The organism is Psychromarinibacter sp. S121, assembly GCF_049801035.1.
Taxonomy (GTDB): Bacteria; Pseudomonadota; Alphaproteobacteria; order Rhodobacterales; family Rhodobacteraceae; genus Psychromarinibacter.
The window spans coordinates 997,085-1,016,054 of the sequence record NZ_JBNAGE010000002.1 but is presented as its reverse complement, the minus strand read 5'-3'; the positions used below and the strand labels follow the sequence as shown (position 1 = coordinate 1,016,054).

17 protein-coding genes and 1 other RNA gene are annotated in these 18,970 nt (G+C 65.5%); 8 read left to right on the top strand and 10 right to left on the bottom strand.

What is annotated here, in order from left to right:
- Window positions 1–24: 24 nt before the first annotated feature.
- The 4 genes from ACP156_RS13410 to ACP156_RS13395 all read right to left on the bottom strand — a co-directional run bounded on the left by ACP156_RS13410 (window position 25) and on the right by ACP156_RS13395 (window position 4,306).
- Window positions 25–960, bottom strand: a complete 936-nt coding sequence (locus ACP156_RS13410) for a carbohydrate ABC transporter permease (protein ID WP_425051836.1) — start codon at window positions 958–960, stop codon at window positions 25–27.
- Window position 961: 1 nt separating this feature from the next.
- Window positions 962–2,071, bottom strand: coding sequence for a carbohydrate ABC transporter permease (locus ACP156_RS13405; RefSeq protein ID WP_425051835.1), 1,110 nt, complete (start codon window positions 2,069–2,071; stop codon window positions 962–964).
- A 31-nt stretch (window positions 2,072–2,102) separates the two neighbouring features.
- Entirely contained in the window at window positions 2,103–2,660 is a 558-nt protein-coding gene (locus ACP156_RS13400; RefSeq protein WP_425051834.1) for a hypothetical protein, read from the bottom strand.
- A gap of 71 nt (window positions 2,661–2,731) precedes the next feature.
- Window positions 2,732–4,306 (bottom strand): ABC transporter substrate-binding protein, encoded by a 1,575-nt coding sequence (locus ACP156_RS13395; protein WP_425051833.1) that lies wholly within the window; start codon window positions 4,304–4,306, stop codon window positions 2,732–2,734.
- Window positions 4,307–4,589: 283 nt separating this feature from the next.
- On the opposite strand from ACP156_RS13395, the gene ACP156_RS13390 reads away from it, so the two are divergent.
- Both ACP156_RS13390 and ACP156_RS13385 read left to right on the top strand, forming a co-directional pair.
- Window positions 4,590–5,654, top strand: a complete 1,065-nt coding sequence (locus ACP156_RS13390) for an ABC transporter ATP-binding protein (RefSeq protein WP_425051832.1) — start codon at window positions 4,590–4,592, stop codon at window positions 5,652–5,654.
- Between the two features lie 29 nt (window positions 5,655–5,683).
- Window positions 5,684–6,136 (top strand): RbsD/FucU family protein, encoded by a 453-nt coding sequence (locus ACP156_RS13385; RefSeq protein ID WP_425051831.1) that lies wholly within the window; start codon window positions 5,684–5,686, stop codon window positions 6,134–6,136.
- Between the two features lie 103 nt (window positions 6,137–6,239).
- Here ACP156_RS13385 and ACP156_RS13380 read toward each other — a convergent pair whose 3' ends face one another.
- Both ACP156_RS13380 and nudC read right to left on the bottom strand, forming a co-directional pair.
- Window positions 6,240–6,704: an SRPBCC family protein gene (locus tag ACP156_RS13380; protein WP_425051830.1), complete on the bottom strand. Its 465-nt coding sequence runs from the start codon at window positions 6,702–6,704 to the stop codon at window positions 6,240–6,242.
- A 32-nt stretch (window positions 6,705–6,736) separates the two neighbouring features.
- Window positions 6,737–7,696 (bottom strand): NAD(+) diphosphatase, encoded by a 960-nt coding sequence (gene nudC, locus ACP156_RS13375; RefSeq protein WP_425051829.1) that lies wholly within the window; start codon window positions 7,694–7,696, stop codon window positions 6,737–6,739.
- Between the two features lie 176 nt (window positions 7,697–7,872).
- Here nudC and ACP156_RS13370 point away from each other — a divergent pair, with 176 nt between their 5' ends.
- Window positions 7,873–9,852, top strand: coding sequence for a bifunctional 2',3'-cyclic-nucleotide 2'-phosphodiesterase/3'-nucleotidase (locus ACP156_RS13370; RefSeq protein ID WP_425051828.1), 1,980 nt, complete (start codon window positions 7,873–7,875; stop codon window positions 9,850–9,852).
- Between the two features lie 50 nt (window positions 9,853–9,902).
- An RNA gene (ffs, locus tag ACP156_RS13365) (signal recognition particle sRNA small type) lies at window positions 9,903–10,000 on the top strand.
- A 59-nt stretch (window positions 10,001–10,059) separates the two neighbouring features.
- Here the strand turns inward: ffs and ACP156_RS13360 are convergent.
- A complete protein-coding gene (locus tag ACP156_RS13360; RefSeq protein ID WP_425051827.1) occupies window positions 10,060–10,380 on the bottom strand; it encodes a hypothetical protein in 321 nt (106 codons plus the stop codon).
- A gap of 34 nt (window positions 10,381–10,414) precedes the next feature.
- Window positions 10,415–11,956 carry an ankyrin repeat domain-containing protein gene (locus tag ACP156_RS13355; protein ID WP_425051826.1) on the bottom strand — a complete coding sequence of 514 codons (1,542 nt, stop codon included), beginning with the start codon at window positions 11,954–11,956 and terminating at the stop codon, window positions 10,415–10,417.
- Between the two features lie 234 nt (window positions 11,957–12,190).
- Between ACP156_RS13355 and ACP156_RS13350 the strand changes: the two genes are divergently transcribed.
- Both ACP156_RS13350 and ACP156_RS13345 read left to right on the top strand, forming a co-directional pair.
- Entirely contained in the window at window positions 12,191–13,960 is a 1,770-nt protein-coding gene (locus ACP156_RS13350) for a DNA polymerase III subunit gamma/tau (RefSeq protein ID WP_425051825.1), read from the top strand.
- Window positions 13,961–14,037: 77 nt separating this feature from the next.
- Entirely contained in the window at window positions 14,038–14,382 is a 345-nt protein-coding gene (locus tag ACP156_RS13345; RefSeq protein ID WP_425051824.1) for a YbaB/EbfC family nucleoid-associated protein, read from the top strand.
- Window positions 14,383–14,404: 22 nt separating this feature from the next.
- Here ACP156_RS13345 and ACP156_RS13340 read toward each other — a convergent pair whose 3' ends face one another.
- On the bottom strand, window positions 14,405–15,811 hold the full coding sequence (locus ACP156_RS13340; RefSeq protein WP_425051823.1) for an NAD(P)/FAD-dependent oxidoreductase: 1,407 nt from the start codon (window positions 15,809–15,811) through the stop codon (window positions 14,405–14,407).
- 48 nt (window positions 15,812–15,859) lie between these two features.
- On the opposite strand from ACP156_RS13340, the gene recR reads away from it, so the two are divergent.
- Window positions 15,860–16,456 carry a recombination mediator RecR gene (gene recR, locus ACP156_RS13335; protein ID WP_425051822.1) on the top strand — a complete coding sequence of 199 codons (597 nt, stop codon included), beginning with the start codon at window positions 15,860–15,862 and terminating at the stop codon, window positions 16,454–16,456.
- Between the two features lie 4 nt (window positions 16,457–16,460).
- Here recR and ACP156_RS13330 read toward each other — a convergent pair whose 3' ends face one another.
- Window positions 16,461–17,771, bottom strand: coding sequence for a replication-associated recombination protein A (locus ACP156_RS13330; RefSeq protein ID WP_425051821.1), 1,311 nt, complete (start codon window positions 17,769–17,771; stop codon window positions 16,461–16,463).
- 192 nt (window positions 17,772–17,963) lie between these two features.
- On the opposite strand from ACP156_RS13330, the gene ACP156_RS13325 reads away from it, so the two are divergent.
- Window positions 17,964–18,872 (top strand): Hint domain-containing protein, encoded by a 909-nt coding sequence (locus ACP156_RS13325; RefSeq protein ID WP_425051820.1) that lies wholly within the window; start codon window positions 17,964–17,966, stop codon window positions 18,870–18,872.
- Window positions 18,873–18,970: the final 98 nt, after the last annotated feature.

Below are 18,970 nucleotides of genomic sequence, written 5' to 3'. Positions count from 1 at the left end.
TGCGACGGGGCCAAACCCCGTCCATCACTTCACCGCGCCTGCGGCCATCCCCTTGATGATGTAGCGTTCCAGCAGGACGCCGATGATGATCAGCGGGATGATCGCCGCCGAGGACAGCGCCGCCATCGCCCACCAGTTGATCCCCTGCGATCCGGTCTGGGACGCGACCATCACCGGCAGCGTTTTGGCGTCCGTAGAGGTGAGAAGCGCTGCGAAGAAGTACTCGTTCCACGTCAGCACCAGCGACAGGATGAAGGCCGCTACCATGCCCGGCAGCGCGATGGGCAGGACGATGGTCAGGAACGCCCCCCAGATCGACAGGCCGTCGACCAGCGCGGCCTCTTCCAGTTCGACCGGGATAGACTGGAACTGGTCGCGCATGATCCAGATGACGATGGGCAGCACCGTCAGCGTATACAGCAGGATCAGCCCGATCCGGGTGTCGAGAAAGTCGAGCTCTTTGTAGAGCACAAGGAACGGCAGGGCGAGCACCACCGGCGGCAGGATCAGCTGCGACAGGAAGAAGAACGAGATGTCCGGGTTCCGCATGAAGCCGAAGCGATAGCGGAACCGCGACAGGCCGTAGGCCGTCATCGACCCGAGGATCACCGCCAGCAACGAGGCCGAGCCCGCCGTGATCACCGAATTGGTGAAGCGCTTCAGGAATTCCTCGCGCACCGTCGATTCCTGTCCCAGCAGGCGCGGCGACATGCCGATGCTTTCGAAGCCCTTCCAGCTTGGCTGGTAGTCCACCCACGGGATCATGTGGCCCTGCATCACGTTCGGCGCCAGCTTGAACGAGGTCGTCAGCGTCCAGTAGATCGGGAACAAGCACACGATGGTCCAGATGATCAGGATGCCGTAGATCGCCAGGCGCCCGGCGAACCATTTCACGCGACCGCCGGTGTCGTGCTCGCTGTCATGAAAGATCTGGGCAGAGGTCTGGGTTGCGTCGGTCATATCAGTACCTCGGATTCATCCAGCGGTCGACGAGCTTCATGAAGATCGTGATCGAGATCACGATCAGCACGAGATAGACGATCGCCAGCAATGTTCCGTAGCCCACGTTCGACCGGTCACGGTATTCGCGGAAGATGAAGCTGGTCACGCTGTCCGTCGCGCCGCCGGGGCCGCCGGAGGTGACGTTGATGATGATGTCGGCCAGCTTCAGCTTGAAGATGATGCGGATCAGGATCGCGGTGATCGACACCGGCAGCATCAGCGGAAAGGTGACCTCCCAGAAGCCGCGCCAACCGGACGCGCCGTCGACGCGGGCGGCTTCCTGCACGTCGCGCGGGATCGCCTGAAGCCCCGCCAGCAGCATGATCATCATGAAGGGAATGAAGGTCCAGGCATCCATGATCATGATCATGGTCCGCGCGATCTCGGGGTCCGAGAAAAAGGCGGGCCGGTCCCAGCCCAGCCAGCGCGCCAGCCGCGCGATGGGGCCGAAGCGGCCCTCGAGCATCGACTTGCCGATCATCCACGACACCGCGACCGGAGACAGCATCAGCGGCAACAGGAACGCGACGCGGAAGAACTTCCGCGCCTTGATCTCGCTGGCAAGGATCAGGGCAAGGCCGAGCGCGATGACGTATTCCACGATGATCGCCAGCGTGTACCAGACCATGTTCTTCAGCGCGTTCCAGTAGAACGGGTCGTTCCACATCTGCACCACGTTGTCGAAGCCGTTGAAGCTGCGGCCCTCCAGCGACGACAGGTTCCAGTTCGAAAACGCGATGCCCAGCGCGAAGACCAGCGGGAACACCACCATCGCGATCACGAACAGGGTCGCCGGAAGGATGAACAGCGTCCGTTTGCCCTGTTCGCCGTAAAGCACCACCTGCGCGACGCCTAGGCAGATGCCCCAGAACAGCGCCGCGTACAGCGCCGGACGCCAGTTGCCGAATTCCAGCCCGATCCGGCCGGTCTGCGCCAGCGTCAGCACCGCGAAAACCGCGATCAGCAGCCCGAACGAGCCCCAGACCAGCAAATGGCCGATGCGCCTGCGTCCCGGCCCGATGTCGTCGTCCGTCACGACGTGAAGAAGGTCGCCCTCTTCCGTTGCCATTACCCTGTGTCTCCCCCTGATGCGCAGCGGCTCAGCCCGCGTAGGCCACCCATGCGCGTCGTTGCGGCGGCGAGATGACGATGACCCGTCCTCCCGCGCCGAATGCATAGAAACTCCCCGGCGCGGTCAGCGCGGTGTCGATCCGCGCCCTGCGCTCTGGCGGGATCGCGATCAGGCCGCCGTACCGGTCGAGGAGGTGCAAGATCGACGGCCCGTCCGGCCCCGTCCCCGCAACTGCGTGGCCGGGCCGCAGCACCCATGGCGGTTCCACCGGGACCGGCGTCTCGGACCAGCCGGCAAAGCCGCCATCCCTGAACCACCCGCGCCGCGAGCCGATCGGCTCCAGCGTCGCAAGATAGTCCGGCCCGCCCTTGGCCAACCGTTCGGCCGCCGCGTCCGGCAGGATGAATTCGTTGAAGCCCGTCTCGTTGCCGCCCGGCCCGAAGCCCCATGTGCGGTTCTGCGCATAGCTGCGCCACCAGATACCCAGCCCCTCCGGCAGGGCGCCGCGGTAGAAGTTCCATTGCAGGGCGTGCCACGCCCCCAGCAGAACCAAAACCACCAGCATGCCGCGTATCAGCCAGCGCAAGGCAATCCTCCGGCTGGAAGAAACGGGGCGCGACCTGCGCCGCGCCCCGAGGTTTCGTCAACAGGATCAACTCACAGACCCAGCGAGGCTTTGTACAGCTCGATCTGCTGGTCCCGGCCGATCTGGTCGGTGATCGTCTCCCACGCTGCCGCGATGGCGTCGGCGGTCTCTTGCGCGCTGCCGTACTGGCCCGCGAAGCCCTTCGCCAGTTCGTCCTCGGCGACCGAGTAGTACTGGAAGATGCCCGGAATACGGGGTTCCAGCGCCGCGTTGGGGTGGTTGTAGCTGTCGAGGTTCGATCCGAGATAGTCCTCGATGTACTCGCGGTCGTACCCGGCTTCTTCCCACTCGTCGTACTGGAAGTGCGAGTTGCGGTAGGGCTGGAAGCCCGACGGATAGGCCGAAGCCCACAGCGACAGGTCCTTGCCGCCAAGGTGCGCGGCAGCCGACCATGCGGCTTTCTTCTTCTTCTCGTCGCCTTCGACCGTGGCCATGACATAGACGCCCCACCCGAGGTAGGCCATGTTCGGCGCCTCGTTCATGGTGTCTTCCCATTCGCCGGACGCCGCGTTGTAGCGACGGTCCGAGGCCGGGTTGATGCCAAAGCCCACGACGTCGCCCACCACCGAGGTGTCAGAGGTGCGCGCGCTAGAGCCCACGTCGCCCCACCAGGTCAGCATCGAGCCGGTGCCGGCAAGGAACTGCTGGAACGCGGTCGTGCCGGGGTCGGCGTTGATCTGGTCTGGCGGATAGGCGTTCTCGGTCGCGATGAGATCCATCACGTCCTGGATCGCCTGCACCCAGCCCGGGTTGTTGACGCGGGGCTTCATGGTGTCCGGGTCGAACAGCCAGGCCGGATCGTCCGGATGCTTCACGTAGGGCGCGGCGCGGTTTTCGAGGAAGTAGAAGCCAAAGCCGCCCCAGCCCTTCAGCGGGTCGAGATAGCCATGCGCATCCAGCCCGGTCAGCGGGTCGGATTGACCGGCCAGCATCTTCGAGACCTCGTTGATTTCCTGCCAGGTGGTCGGCACCTCGCGCCCGGTCAGCGAGCCCTCGCCGAAATAGTCCTTGCGGTATGCGAAGGTGTGGCAGTCGCCGTCGATCGAGACGCGGTAGGTCTTGCCGTCCCACGTGCCGACCGGCGCCTTGAGGTAGTCGACGTAGTCGTCCATGTCGATGATCTCGGCGACCCAGTCGGGCATCTCGGATGCCATGCCGCGGCCCAGAACGTCACCCTCGAAGGGCGCACCCATCTCGATGATGTCGAAGTCGACGGTGCCGGTGGCGATCGACTGCTGCAGACGGGCGTTGTAGTCAGCCTGCGCAAGGTCGATCCAGTTGATTTTGGCGCCGGTGTAGGCCTCCCACGGCTTCAGGAAACCGCGGAACAGGAAGTTGTGAAGGTTCTGGTTGTTGAGCCCCATGAACGTCAGTTCGACGCCGGCGAACTCGCCCTCGGACACGACTTCCTTGATCGGGCCAAGGCACATCTCGCCGACCTTCTGCCAATCGGCATCCGTCGGGCTGCCCATCCCCACACCGGGGATCTTCAGGATTTCGGCGCGCAACGCGCCATGGCTCGCGGCCCAGGCCGGGCGCACGCTTGCGCCGGTGGACACGCCGGAAAACGCGGCGAGCGTACCCATGCCCGCCATACCTTTAAGGACGTCCCGGCGCTTAAGCCGACCGGTCCGCTGCAAATAGTTGTAAACTTCTCTTCTCATAAAGACATCCTCCCTGTCTTGTCGCCGGGTCGGGCCTCCTCTCCCGTTGCCGGCAGCGACGCGAGGTCGCACGCGGCCAACTGTGCGGCGCGTCTTCGTGACCTGTCAAGCATACTTCGGGCCTAAAATTTCGGCGATGGACAGGCGCTTGTCCCTTCGCTTAACCTGCGCGGGTCCGGAGGGGACAAGGGAGGAATTCAGGCGCATGGCCGAGGTACGGATCCGCGATCTTCGCAAGAACTACGGTTCGCTGGAGGTCATCCACGGCGTGGAATTTGACATATCCGATGGCGAGTTCGTGGTGCTTGTCGGCCCGTCGGGCTGCGGCAAGTCCACATTGCTGCGGATGATCGCCGGACTTGAAGGGATCACGTCCGGCACGATCTCGATCGGCGAGCGTGTGGTGAACAACCTGCCGCCATCCAAGCGCGACATCGCGATGGTGTTCCAGAACTACGCGCTGTACCCGCACAAGACGGTCGGCGCCAACATGGCCTTCTCGCTGAAGATGGCCGGGATGCCGAAGGACGAGATTCAGGACCGGGTGCGCCGCGCGGCCGAAATCCTTGGGCTGACCGAGTATCTCAACCGCTATCCGCGCGCGTTGTCCGGCGGCCAGCGGCAGCGGGTGGCGATGGGTCGTGCCATCGTGCGCGACCCGCAGGTCTTCCTGTTCGATGAACCGCTATCCAACCTCGACGCCAAACTGCGCGTGCAGATGCGGACCGAAATCCGGGAACTGCACCAGCGGCTGAAGACGACCACCGTCTACGTCACCCACGACCAGATCGAAGCGATGACCATGGCCGACCGCATCGTGGTGATGCAAGGCGGCCATATCGAACAGATCGGCACGCCGCTGGAACTGTACGACACGCCCGCCAACACTTTCGTCGCAAGCTTCATCGGCTCGCCGTCGATGAACATGCTGCCGGCCGTGCTGCGCCAGCGCGACGGCGTGATCATGGCCGACACGGGGGCGACGCAACTGCGGATCGCAGGCAATGCGCATTGCGAGGACGGGCGCGAGGTGACGGTGGGCATCCGCCCCGAAGCGCTGTCGCCCGCCGCCGAAGGTCTGCCGGGAGAGGTCGCGGTGGTCGAACCGACCGGCGCCGAAACCCACCTTGTCATCCGCTCCGGCGGATCCGAGGTGACCTCGGTCCTGCGCGAACGCGGCGATTATCGTGTCGGCGACACGATCAACCTTGCCGCCGATCCCGCAGCGATCCATCTGTTCGACAAATCCACGGGCGCGCGTCTGGCCTGACGCCGCCCCAAGACTTCCGGAGGAAGACCATGCTCAAAGGCATCGACCCGCGCCTCAACGCAGAGGTGCTCTACGCTTTGCGCGCCATGGGTCACGGGGACTATCTGATCCTGTCCGACACCAACTTCCCCTCTGACAGCATCGCGCACCAGACGGTGTATGGCGACCTGCTGCGGATGGACAACCTGACCTCGGCCGAGGCCGCCGAAGCCGTGCTGTCGGTTCTGCCGCTGGACACGTTCGTGCCCGACTTCGCGGGCCGGATGGAGATTGTCGACGCACCCGACGAGGTCCCGCCGGTTCAGGCAGAGGTTCAGACGGTGATCGACGCCGCCGAAGGCGAGCCGCGCAAGATGATCAGCATCGAGCGTTTCGCGTTCTACGACCTCGCCAAGGAAGCCTATGCGGTGATCCAGACCGGCGAACGCCGCTTTTACGGGTGCTTCATGCTGCGCAAGGGCGTCATTCCGCCGGACGCCTGACCGGCGTTCGCTTCGATGATCCACGGATCCCCGCGCAAGCGGGGACATCGCGCCGCAAACGCCGACACCGGCTTCCGAAGCTGATGCGAAGGAAGCCCGGCGCTTAGCCGGCGTTGATGTACCCGTCTTCCACGTCCTGCGCGAACTCGTAGATCCGGTCGCTGAACCGCTTGCTGAGGTTGGCCTTGGCGAATTTGAGCGACTGGACCAGCAACCGCGCGGACAGGTTCGTCGCGGTCAGTTCGACACCCACCTGAAGCCGCGTGCGACGCGGCGACAGCGCAACCAGATCGACAGAGACCAGACCCTCGACACCGCCCGATTGGCTGGCGAGATTCATGCCGTGCGGCCGGTCGAATTCGGTGATCTTGGCCTCTACCGTGCGCGGCTTGCCACGGTACTGGAACCTCACGTTCCATTCGGTGCCCAGTCCGGGCCGCCCGCCGTCGGCGCGTACAACCTCGGCCCCTCGACGCAGCAACTGCCGCTCGAACCGCTTGAAGCGGGTGACCGATGCCCAGACGTGCTCGATCGGCGCTTCGATATCCTCGCGCGTGGAAAACTTCATCGGTTTCGCCCGTTTGTCTGCCCTGCCCCGCGCTAGTCTAGCCTGTCAGCCAGCCAGTTCCAAATCAGGAAATGCGCAATCGCGCCCTTCCTTGCCGGTTTCAACCGCTGGCTGTTTCCGGCGAACACATCCATCATCTCTTCGCGCCCAACCCAGATCGCGTCGGCGATTTCGACCGGGTCGATGGTAATGTCGTCGCTCAGCGCCTCGCCCCGGCAGCCGAACATCAGCGACGAGGGGAACGGCCACGGCTGCGACGCCAGATAGCCGACCTCGCCGACCTTCACGCCCGCCTCTTCCCAGACCTCGCGGCGCACCGCCGCTTCGATGGTCTCTCCTGGTTCGACGAAGCCGGCCAGCAGCGAATACATCCCCTCGGGCCAGTGCGGGCTGCGCCCCATCAGGACCTTGTTGCCACGCGTGATCAGCATGATCACGACCGGGTCGGTGCGCGGGAAGTGGTGCGTGCCGCAGGCCGGGCAGTCGCGTTGCCAGCCGCTCATTGCGATTACCGTCGGCTGACCGCAGCGGGCACAGTGTCCATGGCTGTCGTGCCAACCGGTGACCGCCTTGGCGGTGGCCGCCAGTTCCGCGTCGCGCGGCGTCATCCGGGTCATCGCCGCGCGCAGTTCGGCGAACACCTCTGCGCCCGGCAGGTCGGGATGGCGCTGTTGCGACGGGTCGAGAAAGGCCCCAAGCGTGTCGGGAAGTTCTTCAGGTTCCCAGTCCGAGACATCGCAGGCGAAACGCGGCGCGTCGCCTTCCAGCCCGAGAAACACCGCCTCGCCCCCTGCGACGACAGTGTGACCGGGCGGCAGCCATGCCAGCCCATCCTGCTCGGCGTTGGTGAACAGGGGTTTGCCGCGCCATATCGGCAGGAAGCCCGCGTCGGGGTCGACCATCCGTGCCGCCATGCCCGCGGCGTCACCGCGCAGTTCTGCCGCCCGGTTCAGCGCCGAGCCTCCGAAAGTCACCGTTTCCGCGATCCGCACGCACCTGCCCCCTTGGTTTCCACCCTTGTTGGCACGCACCGACGGCCGAGGCAATCGGGCCCTCTGCGCCGCCCAAAGCGGCACCAGTCGGCGCGAACGCGCCGCGGCGTATTCCATCGCTTTGGTGTCACATGCCGAGGCTATAGGCTCGGCGGCATAGTCCAGGGAGAATCGACATGACCACCAAGCCCTCCATCATTCTCAACCGCCGCTCTTTTCTTGCAGGCACCGCCGCCGGCGCCTCGCTGATCGCACTGCACCCCTATTCCGCCCGCGCCGCCGCGAACCAGGTGCACCTGCGCCTGATGGAGACGACCGACCTGCACGTCCACGTCTTCCCCTACGACTATTACGCCGACAAACCGGTCGACACGGTGGGCCTTGCCCGCACCGCCTCGATCGTCGACGAGATCCGCGCCGAGGCGACGAACTCGATGCTGCTGGACAACGGCGACCTGATCCAAGGCAACCCGATGGGCGACTTCATCGCCTACGAGCGCGGGATGAAAGAGGGTGACATGCATCCGATCATCACCGCGATGAACACGCTGGGCTACGACGCCACCACCATCGGCAACCACGAATTCAACTACGGCCTCGACTTCCTGATGAAGTCGATGGCGGGCGCCGACTTCCCCGTCGTGCTGTCCAACGTGGCGCTGGAACAGGGTGCTGGTCCGCGCGACGACAAGACCCTGTTCAAGCCCTACGTGATCCTCGACAAGACCGTGACCGACGGCGCCGGGAACGAGCACCAGATCAAGGTCGGCATTATCGGCTTCACCCCGCCGCAGATCATGAACTGGGACCGCAAGCACCTTGAAGGCAACGTGCAGGTCCGCGACATCGTCGCAACCGCCGAAGCGTGGGTGCCGGAAATGGTCGAGGCCGGCGCGGATATCGTGATCGCGCTGTCGCACTCTGGCATCGGATCGGCTGACCACACCGACGGCATGGAAAACGCCAGCGTTCCGCTGGCCGCGGTCGACGGCATCGACGCCGTGATGACCGGCCACAGCCACCTTGTGTTCCCCAGCCCGACCTATGACGAGTTCGCCGCTGTCGACACGACCGCCGGCACGATCCACGGAAAGCCCGCCACGATGGGCGGCTTCTGGGGTTCGCACCTTGGCCTGATCGACCTGATGCTCGAGATGGACGGGAACGCGTGGAAGGTCGTCAGTTCCGAGACCTCGGCCCGCCCGATCTCGCAGCGCAACGAGGACCGTTCCATCACGCCGCTTGTCGAAAGCGATCCCGAGGTCGAAGCCGCGGTCCAGAAAGAACACGACGATACGCTGGCTTATGTCCGCCGCGCGGTCGGCAAGACTTCTGCACCGCTGCATTCCTATTTCGCGCTCGTGGCCGATGACCCGTCGGTTCAGATCGTGAGCCAGGCGCAACTTTGGTACATCGAGCAGATGATGCAGGGCACCGAGTACGAAAGCCTGCCGATCCTGTCCGCAGCCGCGCCCTTCAAGGCCGGCGGTCGCGGCGGCCCCGAGTACTATACCGACGTTCCGGCGGGCGACGTCGCGATCAAGAACGTGTCCGACCTGTACCTGTACCCGAACACCATCCGCGCGGTGAAGATCACCGGCGCGCAGGTGAAAGAGTGGCTGGAACGATCGGCGGGCATGTTCAACCAGGTCGAGCCGGGCGCGACCGACGCGGTGCTGCTGAACCCCGACTTCCCTAGCTACAACTTCGACGTCATCGACGGGGTGACATATCAGATCGACCTGTCGCAGCCGATGAAGTTCGACCGCGACGGCAACGTGATCAATCCGGACACGAACCGCATCGTGAACCTTCAGTTCGACGGAGCGCCCATCGATCCCGCGCAGGAATTCGTGATTGCCACGAACAACTACCGCGCCTCGGGCGGCGGCAGCTTTCCCGGTGCGGATGGGTCGACGATCATCTTCGAGGGCCCGGACACCAACCGCGACGTCATTGTGCGCTACATCGTGGAACAGGGCACCATCAACCCGTCGGCGGATGCCAACTGGACCTTCGCCCCTCTCGATGGCGCGACGGTGCTGTTCGATACCGGCCCGGCGGCAGAGCAGTATGTCGAGACGGTCACCGGCGTCGACATGGAACTGGCGGGCGACGGTCCGGACGGTTTCGCGCGGTTCCGGATCACGCTGTAAGCGTCGCCACACGGCTTGAAACCCTTCGCCGGATCGCCTAAATGACGCCTTGAGAGGTTGGCGCGGGCAGGCGCCTCGCCAACCCGGTCAGGTCCGGAAGGAAGCAGCCGTAACGAGACCCGCTTGGGTCGTGATCAGCCTCTCACCCTACGACGGCGCCCCACGGGGCGCCGTTCGCGTTTCAGGCTGTCATCTCAGGCAGTCCCCTCAGGCCATTCCCGCCCACAGGGCCATCATGCTGGCGCCGGCCACCGTGGCCACCAGCACACCCAGCGGCAGATAGGCCGCCCGCCGCCGGCGCGAGCCCCGTGGCAGCATCGGCGCCTGAACCGCGCAGAGCATGGCGAACAGCGTCGCCACACCCTGCCACAGCATCAGAACGCGAAGCTTGTTCCAACTGCGGGTCAGTCCCAGATCGTCGTTCGGCGCCATCCAGAAGGCGGCGAAGGACCCAAGCCAGGCCACCAGCCAGGCGGCAAGCAGGACCTTCACCCAAAGCCAGGATTCGCGTGTCGTTTCGACAGTCATCTTGGCCGACCTCCCAAGGGATGGTGGCACCCCGCTAGGGCGACGGTTCCGTCACTTGCCCGGGATGCGCTTCGGCCCAGTCGGCCAGAAAGGCCGCCATTGCCTCGTCGCCCGCGAAGGCGATCGCACGTCTTGGAAGCGGGACACCCGCTTCGAGGGCAAGGCGCGCGCAGGCGACATGATCCCTGTTTTCGGATGGCTCATTCCGGGCCGGGCAGTTCTCGGACCCATGGATGATCGTGGACAGCAGATCACCCCCGTACCCATTGATATGCTTAAGATTTGGATTAAGCGAGAGAAAAAACTTCAGCGCATCGGGAAGCCCTTCCCAGCCCGCGATCTGCACCGGCGGAAGCCCCATCCCGTCGGTCGCGTCGGGATCAAGGCCAAGCTCTATCAGTCTCTGGATGTGAGAAAATTTGCCTCGGAGATGCATCATTTCTCGCGGCAAGACCCGGTAGACCTCCGGCAAGCCATTGACCGCCAAAGTTGCGCCACGGGGTAACGTATCGTCCGCCGCAGCGGCCAGAATGGTCTCTTCCGGGGCGAGATCGGTGTCGCCCCCGGCCTGCTCGATTCGTTTTGCCACCGCATCGTTTCCGAACACGCGGGCCATCGCGTAGGGCGTCACGCCTTTGTAGCGCCGCGACGGGTCGGCCCCGGCCCCTAGCAAGATCCCGGCCATCTCGCCGTCGCACATACGCCGCGCGGCCTGATGCAGCGCCGGGATGACGAACGGCGGCTCGCCCGAGGGGTGCTGCGTGATCCCCTCGTTCGGATCAGCGCCGGCGGCAAGAAGCATCCGGACGGCCTCGTGATCGTTGAAGTCCAGCGCGCGGGGCAGCGCGTTTGTGCCCTCGGGCCGCGCACCGTGATCCAACAGCAACCGCAACCCGTCGCGGTGTCCAAGCTCGGTGGAGTGATACAGCGACTCGCCATCGTTCGGATCGGCGCCGTTGGACAACAGCCACCCGGCCAGCGCCATGTTGTTTGCATGCCCCAAAGCTCCATAAAGCGCCGAAAGCGGCGCGGTCGGATCGCCCTGATGGGCATAGCTGTCGTTCACGTCCGCCCCGGCGGCCAACAACGCCTCTGCCACCGCAAGCATGTCGGTCGCGTCGCCGCCGCCGTGAACATGCTGCGAGAAGGAAAGGTGCAGGATCGGACGCCGCCCACGGATCTCTCGCAGCGCCGCCCCCGGATCGCGCGCCAGAACGGCGCGCACGTGGTCGATGTCGTACAACGCGGCTGCCAGCCCAAGGTCGTCACGCCCCAGATCGGGCAGTTCCGCCAGCAGCGCCTCGACCACCCAGTGCTGGCCGAAGTGCAGCGCCGTATCCAGACGCACCGCCTTCTGCGCGCGATCCATGTTCAGCGCCTCTGCCGCGAATTTCAGGCGCGGCCAGCTGGCAAAACCCTCTTCGCGTGCGATCACGTGCAGCGCATCCGTGTGCCGCAACTGGCGTGCGTCCGGCAGAACGGCATGCACCCGCGCCATCGCCGCAGGCTCGCCCGCCGCGAACGCCTTGCGCAGCCCCTTGGCCACGCGTCTCAGCTTGTCTGGATGAAGTGTCATCGGTATCCCTCTATCCGCCCGCCGGTCCGCCAACCGGGCATGAGTTCAACCGAATGTGGGTCGGTTTCGTCTCGGGGGTGCTGTCACAGCTTTCCGCGGACCCGGATGCCGCCCCTGAGCGGCCCGCCGATCCTAACCGCCGCCTGCCGTTCCGGCAAGCACCCGCTATCCGGGCTTGGGGCCGCCCGCCGCTTCCTTTAGGCTCGTCCCGTGCCCGATTCAGCCGGAACCCAGATGCCCGAAGACACCGCCCCCGCCGCCTATCAGGTCCTTGCCCGCAAGTACCGGCCCGAGACCTTCGCCGATCTCGTGGGGCAGGACGCGATGGTCCGCACCCTGCGCAACGCCTTCAAGGCCGACCGCATCGCGCAGGCCTTCATCATGACCGGCATCCGCGGCACCGGGAAAACGACCACGGCGCGGATCATCGCCAAGGGGATGAACTGCATCGGCCCAGACGGGAACGGCGGCCCGACCACCGACCCCTGCGGCGTGTGCGAGCATTGCAAGGCGATCATGGAAGGCCGCCACGTCGACGTGATGGAGATGGACGCCGCGTCCAACACCAGCGTCAACGACATCCGCGAGATCATTGACAGCGTGCATTACCGGGCGGCCAGCGCGCGCTACAAGATCTACATCATCGACGAGGTTCACATGCTGTCGACCAGTGCGTTCAACGCGCTGCTGAAGACGCTGGAGGAACCCCCCGCCCACGTGAAGTTCATCTTCGCCACCACCGAGATCCGCAAGGTGCCGGTGACGGTGCTGTCACGCTGCCAGCGGTTCGACCTGCGCCGGATCGAGCCGGAAGTGATGATGGACCTGCTGCGCAAGATTGCCGGGTCCGAAAGCGGCGAGATCTCGGACGAGGCGCTGGCGCTGATCACCCGCGCGGCGGAAGGGTCGGCGCGGGACGCGACTTCGCTGCTGGATCAGGCGCTAAGCCACGGTGCGGGCGAGACAACCGCCGACCAAGTGCGGGCGATGCTGGGTCTGGCCGACCGGGGCCGGGTGCTGGACCTGTTCGACATGATCATGGCTGGCGACGCGGCGGGCGCGTTGTCGGAACTGGCGGCGCAATATGCCGATGGCGCGGACCCGCTGGCGGTGCTGCGTGACCTGGCCGAGATCACTCACTGGATCAGCGTGATCAAGATCACCCCCGACGCCGCCGAGGACCCGACCATCGGTCCCGACGAACGCGCGCGCGGGCTGGACATGGCGCAGCGCCTGCCGATGCGGGTGCTGACCCGGATGTGGCAAATGCTGCTGAAGGCGCTGGACGAGGTCGCGCAGGCCCCGAATGGCATGATGGCCGCCGAGATGGCGGTGATCCGCCTGACCCACGTGGCCGACTTGCCGCCGCCCGAGGACCTGCTTCGCAAGCTGCAGGACACGCCTCCGCCCGCCGCTCCTCCGGGCGGTGGATACGGCGGGTCCGGCGGCGGTGACGGCGGCGGCTCGTCCGGTGCGACCGCCGTCGCGACCCACGCCGCGCGGATGCGGTCCGGTGGCGGAGCGGGTGGCGCGGCCACCGCGCTGGCGAACGACCCGGCGCAGGCGCTGGCCCGGTTCGCACGCTTCGACCACGTGGTCGAACTGATCCGCTCGAACCGCGACGTGAAGCTGCTTGTCGAGGTCGAGACCACGCTGCGCCTTGCCCGCTATCAACCCGGCCGGATCGAGTTCGTGCCGACGAACGACGCCCCCGCTGACCTTGCCGCCCGCCTTGGCGCGCGTTTGCAGACGTGGACCGGCGTCCGCTGGGCCGTCACCGTCGTGAACGAGGGCGGCGGCACCACCATCGCCGAGGACCGCGACGCCGACCGCATGGCGCTGGAAGCCGAAGCGAAGAAGCACCCACTGGTGCAGGCCGTGTTCGACGCCTTCCCGGACGCCAGGATCACCGACATCCGCTCGCCCGAGGAAATCGCGGCAGAAGCGGAGGCAGAGGCGCTGCCTGAAGTCGAAGACGAATGGGATCCGTTCGAGGACGACTGAGCAGGCCGACTGCCCTTGTTTCCCCGGACCCCGGTCCGTATCTACCCCACTGACACCCCGGACAAAGGAGCGACGCAATGTTCAAGGGATTGGGCCAGCTCGGCGACATGGCCGGGATGATGAAGAAGGCCAAGGAAATGCAGGAGAAGATGGCCGAGATGCAGAACGCTCTCGACACCATCACCGTGACCGGCGAGTCCGGCGCGGGTCTTGTGAAGGCCACCTCCACCGCCAAGGGCGAGCTGACCGGGCTGGATATCGACCCGTCGATCTTCGACCCGAACGAGAAGGAAGTGGTCGAGGACCTGATCCTCGCCGCGATCAAGGACGCCCAGATCAAGGCATCCGAACGCAGCCAGCAGGAAATGGCGAAAATTACCGAAGGCCTCGGTCTTCCGGCGGATTTCAAACTTCCGTTCTGAACGTTTCCGGCAGCCGGGCGCCTTAGCGCCCGGTCAGCCTGTAGCCAAGCGCTGCGAGCTTCGACTCGCCTCCGCCCTTGGCCTCCTGCCGGTCGGCAGCCTCCAGAAGCTTGTACATCCCTTGTACGCCCAGCCAGCGCAGCGGCTCGGGTTCCCATCGCCGGACCCGGCGGTTTACCCACGGCAGCCGCGTCAGGTCGCTGTCGCGCCCGGCGACGAGGTCCGCCAACGTGCGCCCGGCAAGGTTCGAGGTCGAAACGCCAACGCCGACGTAGCCCCCTGCCCAGCCGATCCCCGTAGTGTCGTCGTAGCCAACGGTCGCGCACCAGTCGCGCGGCACGCCCAGCACCCCGCACCAGGCGTGGTCGATCCGCGCGTCCGCTGCCGCCGGGAAATGGCGCCGCAGGATCGCCATCAGCCGCGATACGGTGCCGTCGTCCGGCGTGCCGGACCGGTCGATGGCCGAGCCGAAACGGTACGGCACCCCGCGCCCGCCGACCGCGATGCGGCCCTCGCGGGTGCGCTGGCAGTAGCAGTAGGCGTTGGCGAAATCGCCGACGATCTCGTGCCCCTTCCAGCCGATCTTTTCCCAGACGTCCTGCGGCAGCGGTTCGGTCACGATCTGGGCAGAGTTCAGCGGCAGCCACTCGCGTTTGGACCCCGGCAGCGTCGCGGTGAAGCCCTCGGTCGCGCGCAGGATATGGCGCGCGGTTACGGCGCCCCGGTCGGTCACGACGCGGCCCGGCTCGATCGTCTGAACCGTGGTCCCCTCGGCAAGCCGTACGCCTGCCCGCTCTACCGCCGCCGCCAGCCCGCGCACCAGCTTGGCGGGCTGGATGCGGGCGACGTTCTTGACCACCATCGCGCCCTTGGTGTTCGGCAGGTTCACCCGCGCCCGCGCGGCCTCGGCCCCGATCACGTCGATCCGGTCCGCTTCGCCCCAGTGCTTGCGGTCTTCGGCCTCGGCGGCAAGGCGGGCCATCTGGCCGTCGTTTACCGCAAACACCAATTCGTCGGTGCGCAGGATGTCAGCGTCGATGTCCTGGCTTTCGGCCACGCGGATCACCTCGTCCACGGTGCCGTTCATCGCCGCGACCATCGCGCGCACGCCTGCTGGGCCGCTGGCCGCCACGTACTTGTCGTGGCTCCACGCGAACCCGCCGGTCAGCCAGCCCCCGTTGCGGCCCGACGCGCCGAAACCGGCGAAGTCCTTCTCGACCACCAGAACGTCCAGCGAGGGATCGGCCTGCTTCAGGTACCACGCGGACCAAAGCCCGGTGTAGCCCGCGCCGATGATGCAGACATCGGCGGTCGTGTCTCCGTCCAGCGGCGCGCGCCGGGCCGGCAGACCGCCAAGGTCGGCGTACCAGAAAGATACGTCGCCAAGACGCCGGGGCGTGGTCTGGGGCGTGGTCTGGGAACTGGTCATCGGCACATTCCGCTGTCGCTCGGGTTTACCCCGGTCTATCTTCTCGCCATGTCCGACGCACCCCGCGAAATCGATGCCCTGATCGAGATGATGGCGAAGCTTCCGGGGCTTGGGCCCCGGTCTGCGCGCCGTGCCGTTCTGCACCTGATCAAGAAGCGCGGCCTTCTGATGCAACCCCTGGCCGAGGCGATGCAGGCCGTCGCGCAGACCGCTCGCGAGTGCCTGAACTGCGGCAACATCTCTACCGGGGATATCTGCCCGATCTGCACCGCCGAAAAGCGCGCCAACGGCGAACTGTGCGTGGTCGAGGACGTGGCGGACCTGTGGGCGATGGAGCGCTCGAACGTGTTCAAGGGCCGGTATCACGTGCTGGGCGGCACTTTGTCGGCGTTGGACGCCGTTGGGCCGGACGAGTTGCGCATCCCGAAGCTTATCGACCGGGTGACCTCTGAAGGGATCACCGAGGTCATCCTGGCGCTGAACGCGACCATCGACGGCCAGACCACCGCGCATTACATCGCCGACCAGCTGGACGGGCGGGTGAACGTCACCTCGCTGGCGCAGGGTGTGCCGATCGGGGGCGAGCTGGACTACCTCGACGACGGCACGATCACGGCGGCGCTGAGGGCGCGGAAAAGCCTTTGACGGTTTAGCTGTTCCGCTTGGCCCGCAGGCTGGCGAAATAGTCGACTCGTTTCTTCAGTTCACGCTCGAACCCGCGCTCGACCGGCAGATAGTAGACACCGCGTTTCATCCCGTCGGGGAAATAGTTCTGACCCGAGAACGCGTCTTCCTGATCGTGGTCATAGGCATAGCCGTCGCCGTAGCCCTGTTCCTTCATCAGTTTCGTCGGCGCGTTCAGGATGTGCTTGGGCGGCGGTTCGGACCCGGTCTTTTTCGCCGCGATGACAGCAGCCTTGTAGGCGGCGTAACCGGCGTTCGACTTGGGCGCGAGGGCGAGGTAGATCACCGCCTGCGCCAGCGCCAGCTCGCCCTCGGGCGAGCCGAGTCGTTCATAGGTCTCCCACGCATCGAGACAGACGCGTTGCGCCTGCGGGTCGGCCAGCCCGATGTCCTCGACCGCCATGCGGGTGAACCGCCGTGCGAGATAGCGAGGGTCCTCGCCCCCGGCCAGCATCCGTGTGTACCAGTACATCGCCGCATCGGGGTCAGACCCCCGCACCGACTTGTGCAGCGCCGAGATCAGGTTGTAGTGCGCATCGCCCGACTTGTCGTATTGCGCCGCCCGCTTTTGCAGGCGCGAGGTCAGCGCCGCCGGGTCCAGTGGCCGTTCGGTCCGCCACGCCATCACCTGCTCGACAAGGTTCAACAGCGCGCGCCCGTCACCGTCTGCCATCTCCAAAAGCTGCTCGCGCGCCTCGCCGGTCAGCGGCAATGCGCGGTCCAGTTCCTTCTCGGCCCGCTGCACCAGCCGTTCCAGATCCGCCAGCGACAGCCGTTCCAACACAAGGACCTGGCTGCGGGACAGAAGCGCGGCGTTCAGTTCGAACGAAGGGTTCTCGGTGGTGGCGCCCACCAGCAGGATCGTCCCGTCCTCCATGTGCGGCAGGAAACTGTCCTGCTGCGACTTGTTGAACCGGTGAATCTCGTCAACGAACAGCAGCGTGCCACGCCCCGTGCGGCGGCGAAGCTTCGCTTCTTCGAACACCTTCTTAAGGTCGGCCACGCCCGAGAAGATCGCGCTGATCTGGACGAAATGCAGATCGGTCTCGTTCGCCAGCAACCGCGCGATGGTGGTCTTGCCGACACCCGGCGGCCCCCAGAACACAAGCGAGGACAGGGCGCCAGCCTCCAGCATCACGCCCAGCGGAGCTTCGGGGCCAAGCACCTGCTGCTGGCCGATCACCTCGGACAAGGTGCGCGGTCGTAGTCGGTCCGCCAGCGGGCGGTGCCCCCCGGTTGCCGGGGTTTCGGATGCAGAGTCGAAGAGGTCAGCCATGCCCTGTATCTAACCGCTCGGCAGGCGAACACCAATAAGTATCGTTAAGGACTGCGGCGTTTTAGCTCAAACCCAAACAGCCCAATCGAAAGAATAGATGATACGCACTTGCGGTGACGCCAAGTCATAATTGAAATAAAAGTCTCCCTCGATATCATCGTTATTAACGATATAAAATAAAGAGGATGGAGCATGCCCGCATCTCAGAGCTTCCTGTACGGATATACTTTTACCGGTACACCCGGAGGCACAATCACGATCGACACGCAGGTTGGTGCGCCTAATCCATTCATACTGACAGACACTCTGGACAGTGACGACGGTGACGATCAGACCAACATTGACGACCATGTCACTTTGACCCGCTGGCCGGGCGGCCCAGAGAACGATTACGTCTTGCGCGGTCTTACCAGCGACGGCGGCGTCATCGTTCAGGCCGGTGCCGGAACCGGCGCCATGTATATTTATTCCGATGTTCTGTACACGGGCGGCGAGACGCTGACCTCGGATGTCACGACGCCTTACACCTATTGCTTCGGGCCCGGAACCGGGATCGCGACCCCGGACGGTCCGGCGGCGGTCGAGACGCTGAAGCCCGGCGACCGGGTGCTTACGGCCGAGGGGCAGGAGGTTCCCGTGCTCTGGATCGGCCGGCAGACCCAGCGCCCCCGGTTTTTCGACGTCGGGCTGGTGCGGCTTCGCAAGGGCGCGCTTGGCGATGGGCTGCCTGCGCGCGACCTGATGGTGACGTCGGATCACGCACTGCTGATCGACGGGCTTCTGGTGCAGGCCGGGGTTCTTGTGAACGGTGACAGCATCGTCGCGGTGCCGCGTCGGGACCTGCCGCAGACGCTGACCGTGTACCATGTCGAGACGCCGGGCCACGTGGTGATCCTGGCCGAGGACACGCCCTGCGAGACCTTCATCGACGCCGCGGGGCGCCATGCCTTCGACAACTACGCAGAATACGCGACCTTGGTCGGGCCCGACCGGATCATACCCGAATGCCCGGCCCCGCGAGTTGCCTCAGCACGCATGCTGCCGCAGGCTATGCGCGAGCGGCTTGGGATCGCGGAGCAGGACGAGGTTCTGAGCGCCTGAACCGATACAGGACGCCGAAACGACGAAGGCCGCCCCACGGGGCGGCCTTTTTATTGTCCGGGACTGTCTGACAGGTCCGCGGCGTCCGGGAATACCGA

Bases quoted from the DNA above. Each gene is read 5' to 3' on its own strand.
- ACP156_RS13410 (WP_425051836.1), bottom strand. From the start codon at position 960: ATGACCGACGCAACCCAGACCTCTGCCCAGATCTTTCATGACAGCGAG.
- ACP156_RS13405 (WP_425051835.1), bottom strand. From the start codon at position 2,071: ATGGCAACGGAAGAGGGCGACCTTCTTCACGTCGTGACGGACGACGAC.
- ACP156_RS13395 (WP_425051833.1), bottom strand. From the start codon at position 4,306: ATGGGTACGCTCGCCGCGTTTTCCGGCGTGTCCACCGGCGCAAGCGTG.
- ACP156_RS13390 (WP_425051832.1), top strand. From the start codon at position 4,590: ATGGCCGAGGTACGGATCCGCGATCTTCGCAAGAACTACGGTTCGCTG.
- ACP156_RS13385 (WP_425051831.1), top strand. From the start codon at position 5,684: ATGCTCAAAGGCATCGACCCGCGCCTCAACGCAGAGGTGCTCTACGCT.
- ACP156_RS13380 (WP_425051830.1), bottom strand. From the start codon at position 6,704: ATGAAGTTTTCCACGCGCGAGGATATCGAAGCGCCGATCGAGCACGTC.
- ACP156_RS13370 (WP_425051828.1), top strand. From the start codon at position 7,873: ATGACCACCAAGCCCTCCATCATTCTCAACCGCCGCTCTTTTCTTGCA.
- ACP156_RS13360 (WP_425051827.1), bottom strand. From the start codon at position 10,380: ATGACTGTCGAAACGACACGCGAATCCTGGCTTTGGGTGAAGGTCCTG.
- ACP156_RS13355 (WP_425051826.1), bottom strand. From the start codon at position 11,956: ATGACACTTCATCCAGACAAGCTGAGACGCGTGGCCAAGGGGCTGCGC.
- ACP156_RS13350 (WP_425051825.1), top strand. From the start codon at position 12,191: ATGCCCGAAGACACCGCCCCCGCCGCCTATCAGGTCCTTGCCCGCAAG.
- ACP156_RS13345 (WP_425051824.1), top strand. From the start codon at position 14,038: ATGTTCAAGGGATTGGGCCAGCTCGGCGACATGGCCGGGATGATGAAG.
- ACP156_RS13340 (WP_425051823.1), bottom strand. From the start codon at position 15,811: ATGACCAGTTCCCAGACCACGCCCCAGACCACGCCCCGGCGTCTTGGC.
- recR (WP_425051822.1), top strand. From the start codon at position 15,860: ATGTCCGACGCACCCCGCGAAATCGATGCCCTGATCGAGATGATGGCG.
- ACP156_RS13330 (WP_425051821.1), bottom strand. From the start codon at position 17,771: ATGGCTGACCTCTTCGACTCTGCATCCGAAACCCCGGCAACCGGGGGG.
- ACP156_RS13325 (WP_425051820.1), top strand. From the start codon at position 17,964: ATGCCCGCATCTCAGAGCTTCCTGTACGGATATACTTTTACCGGTACA.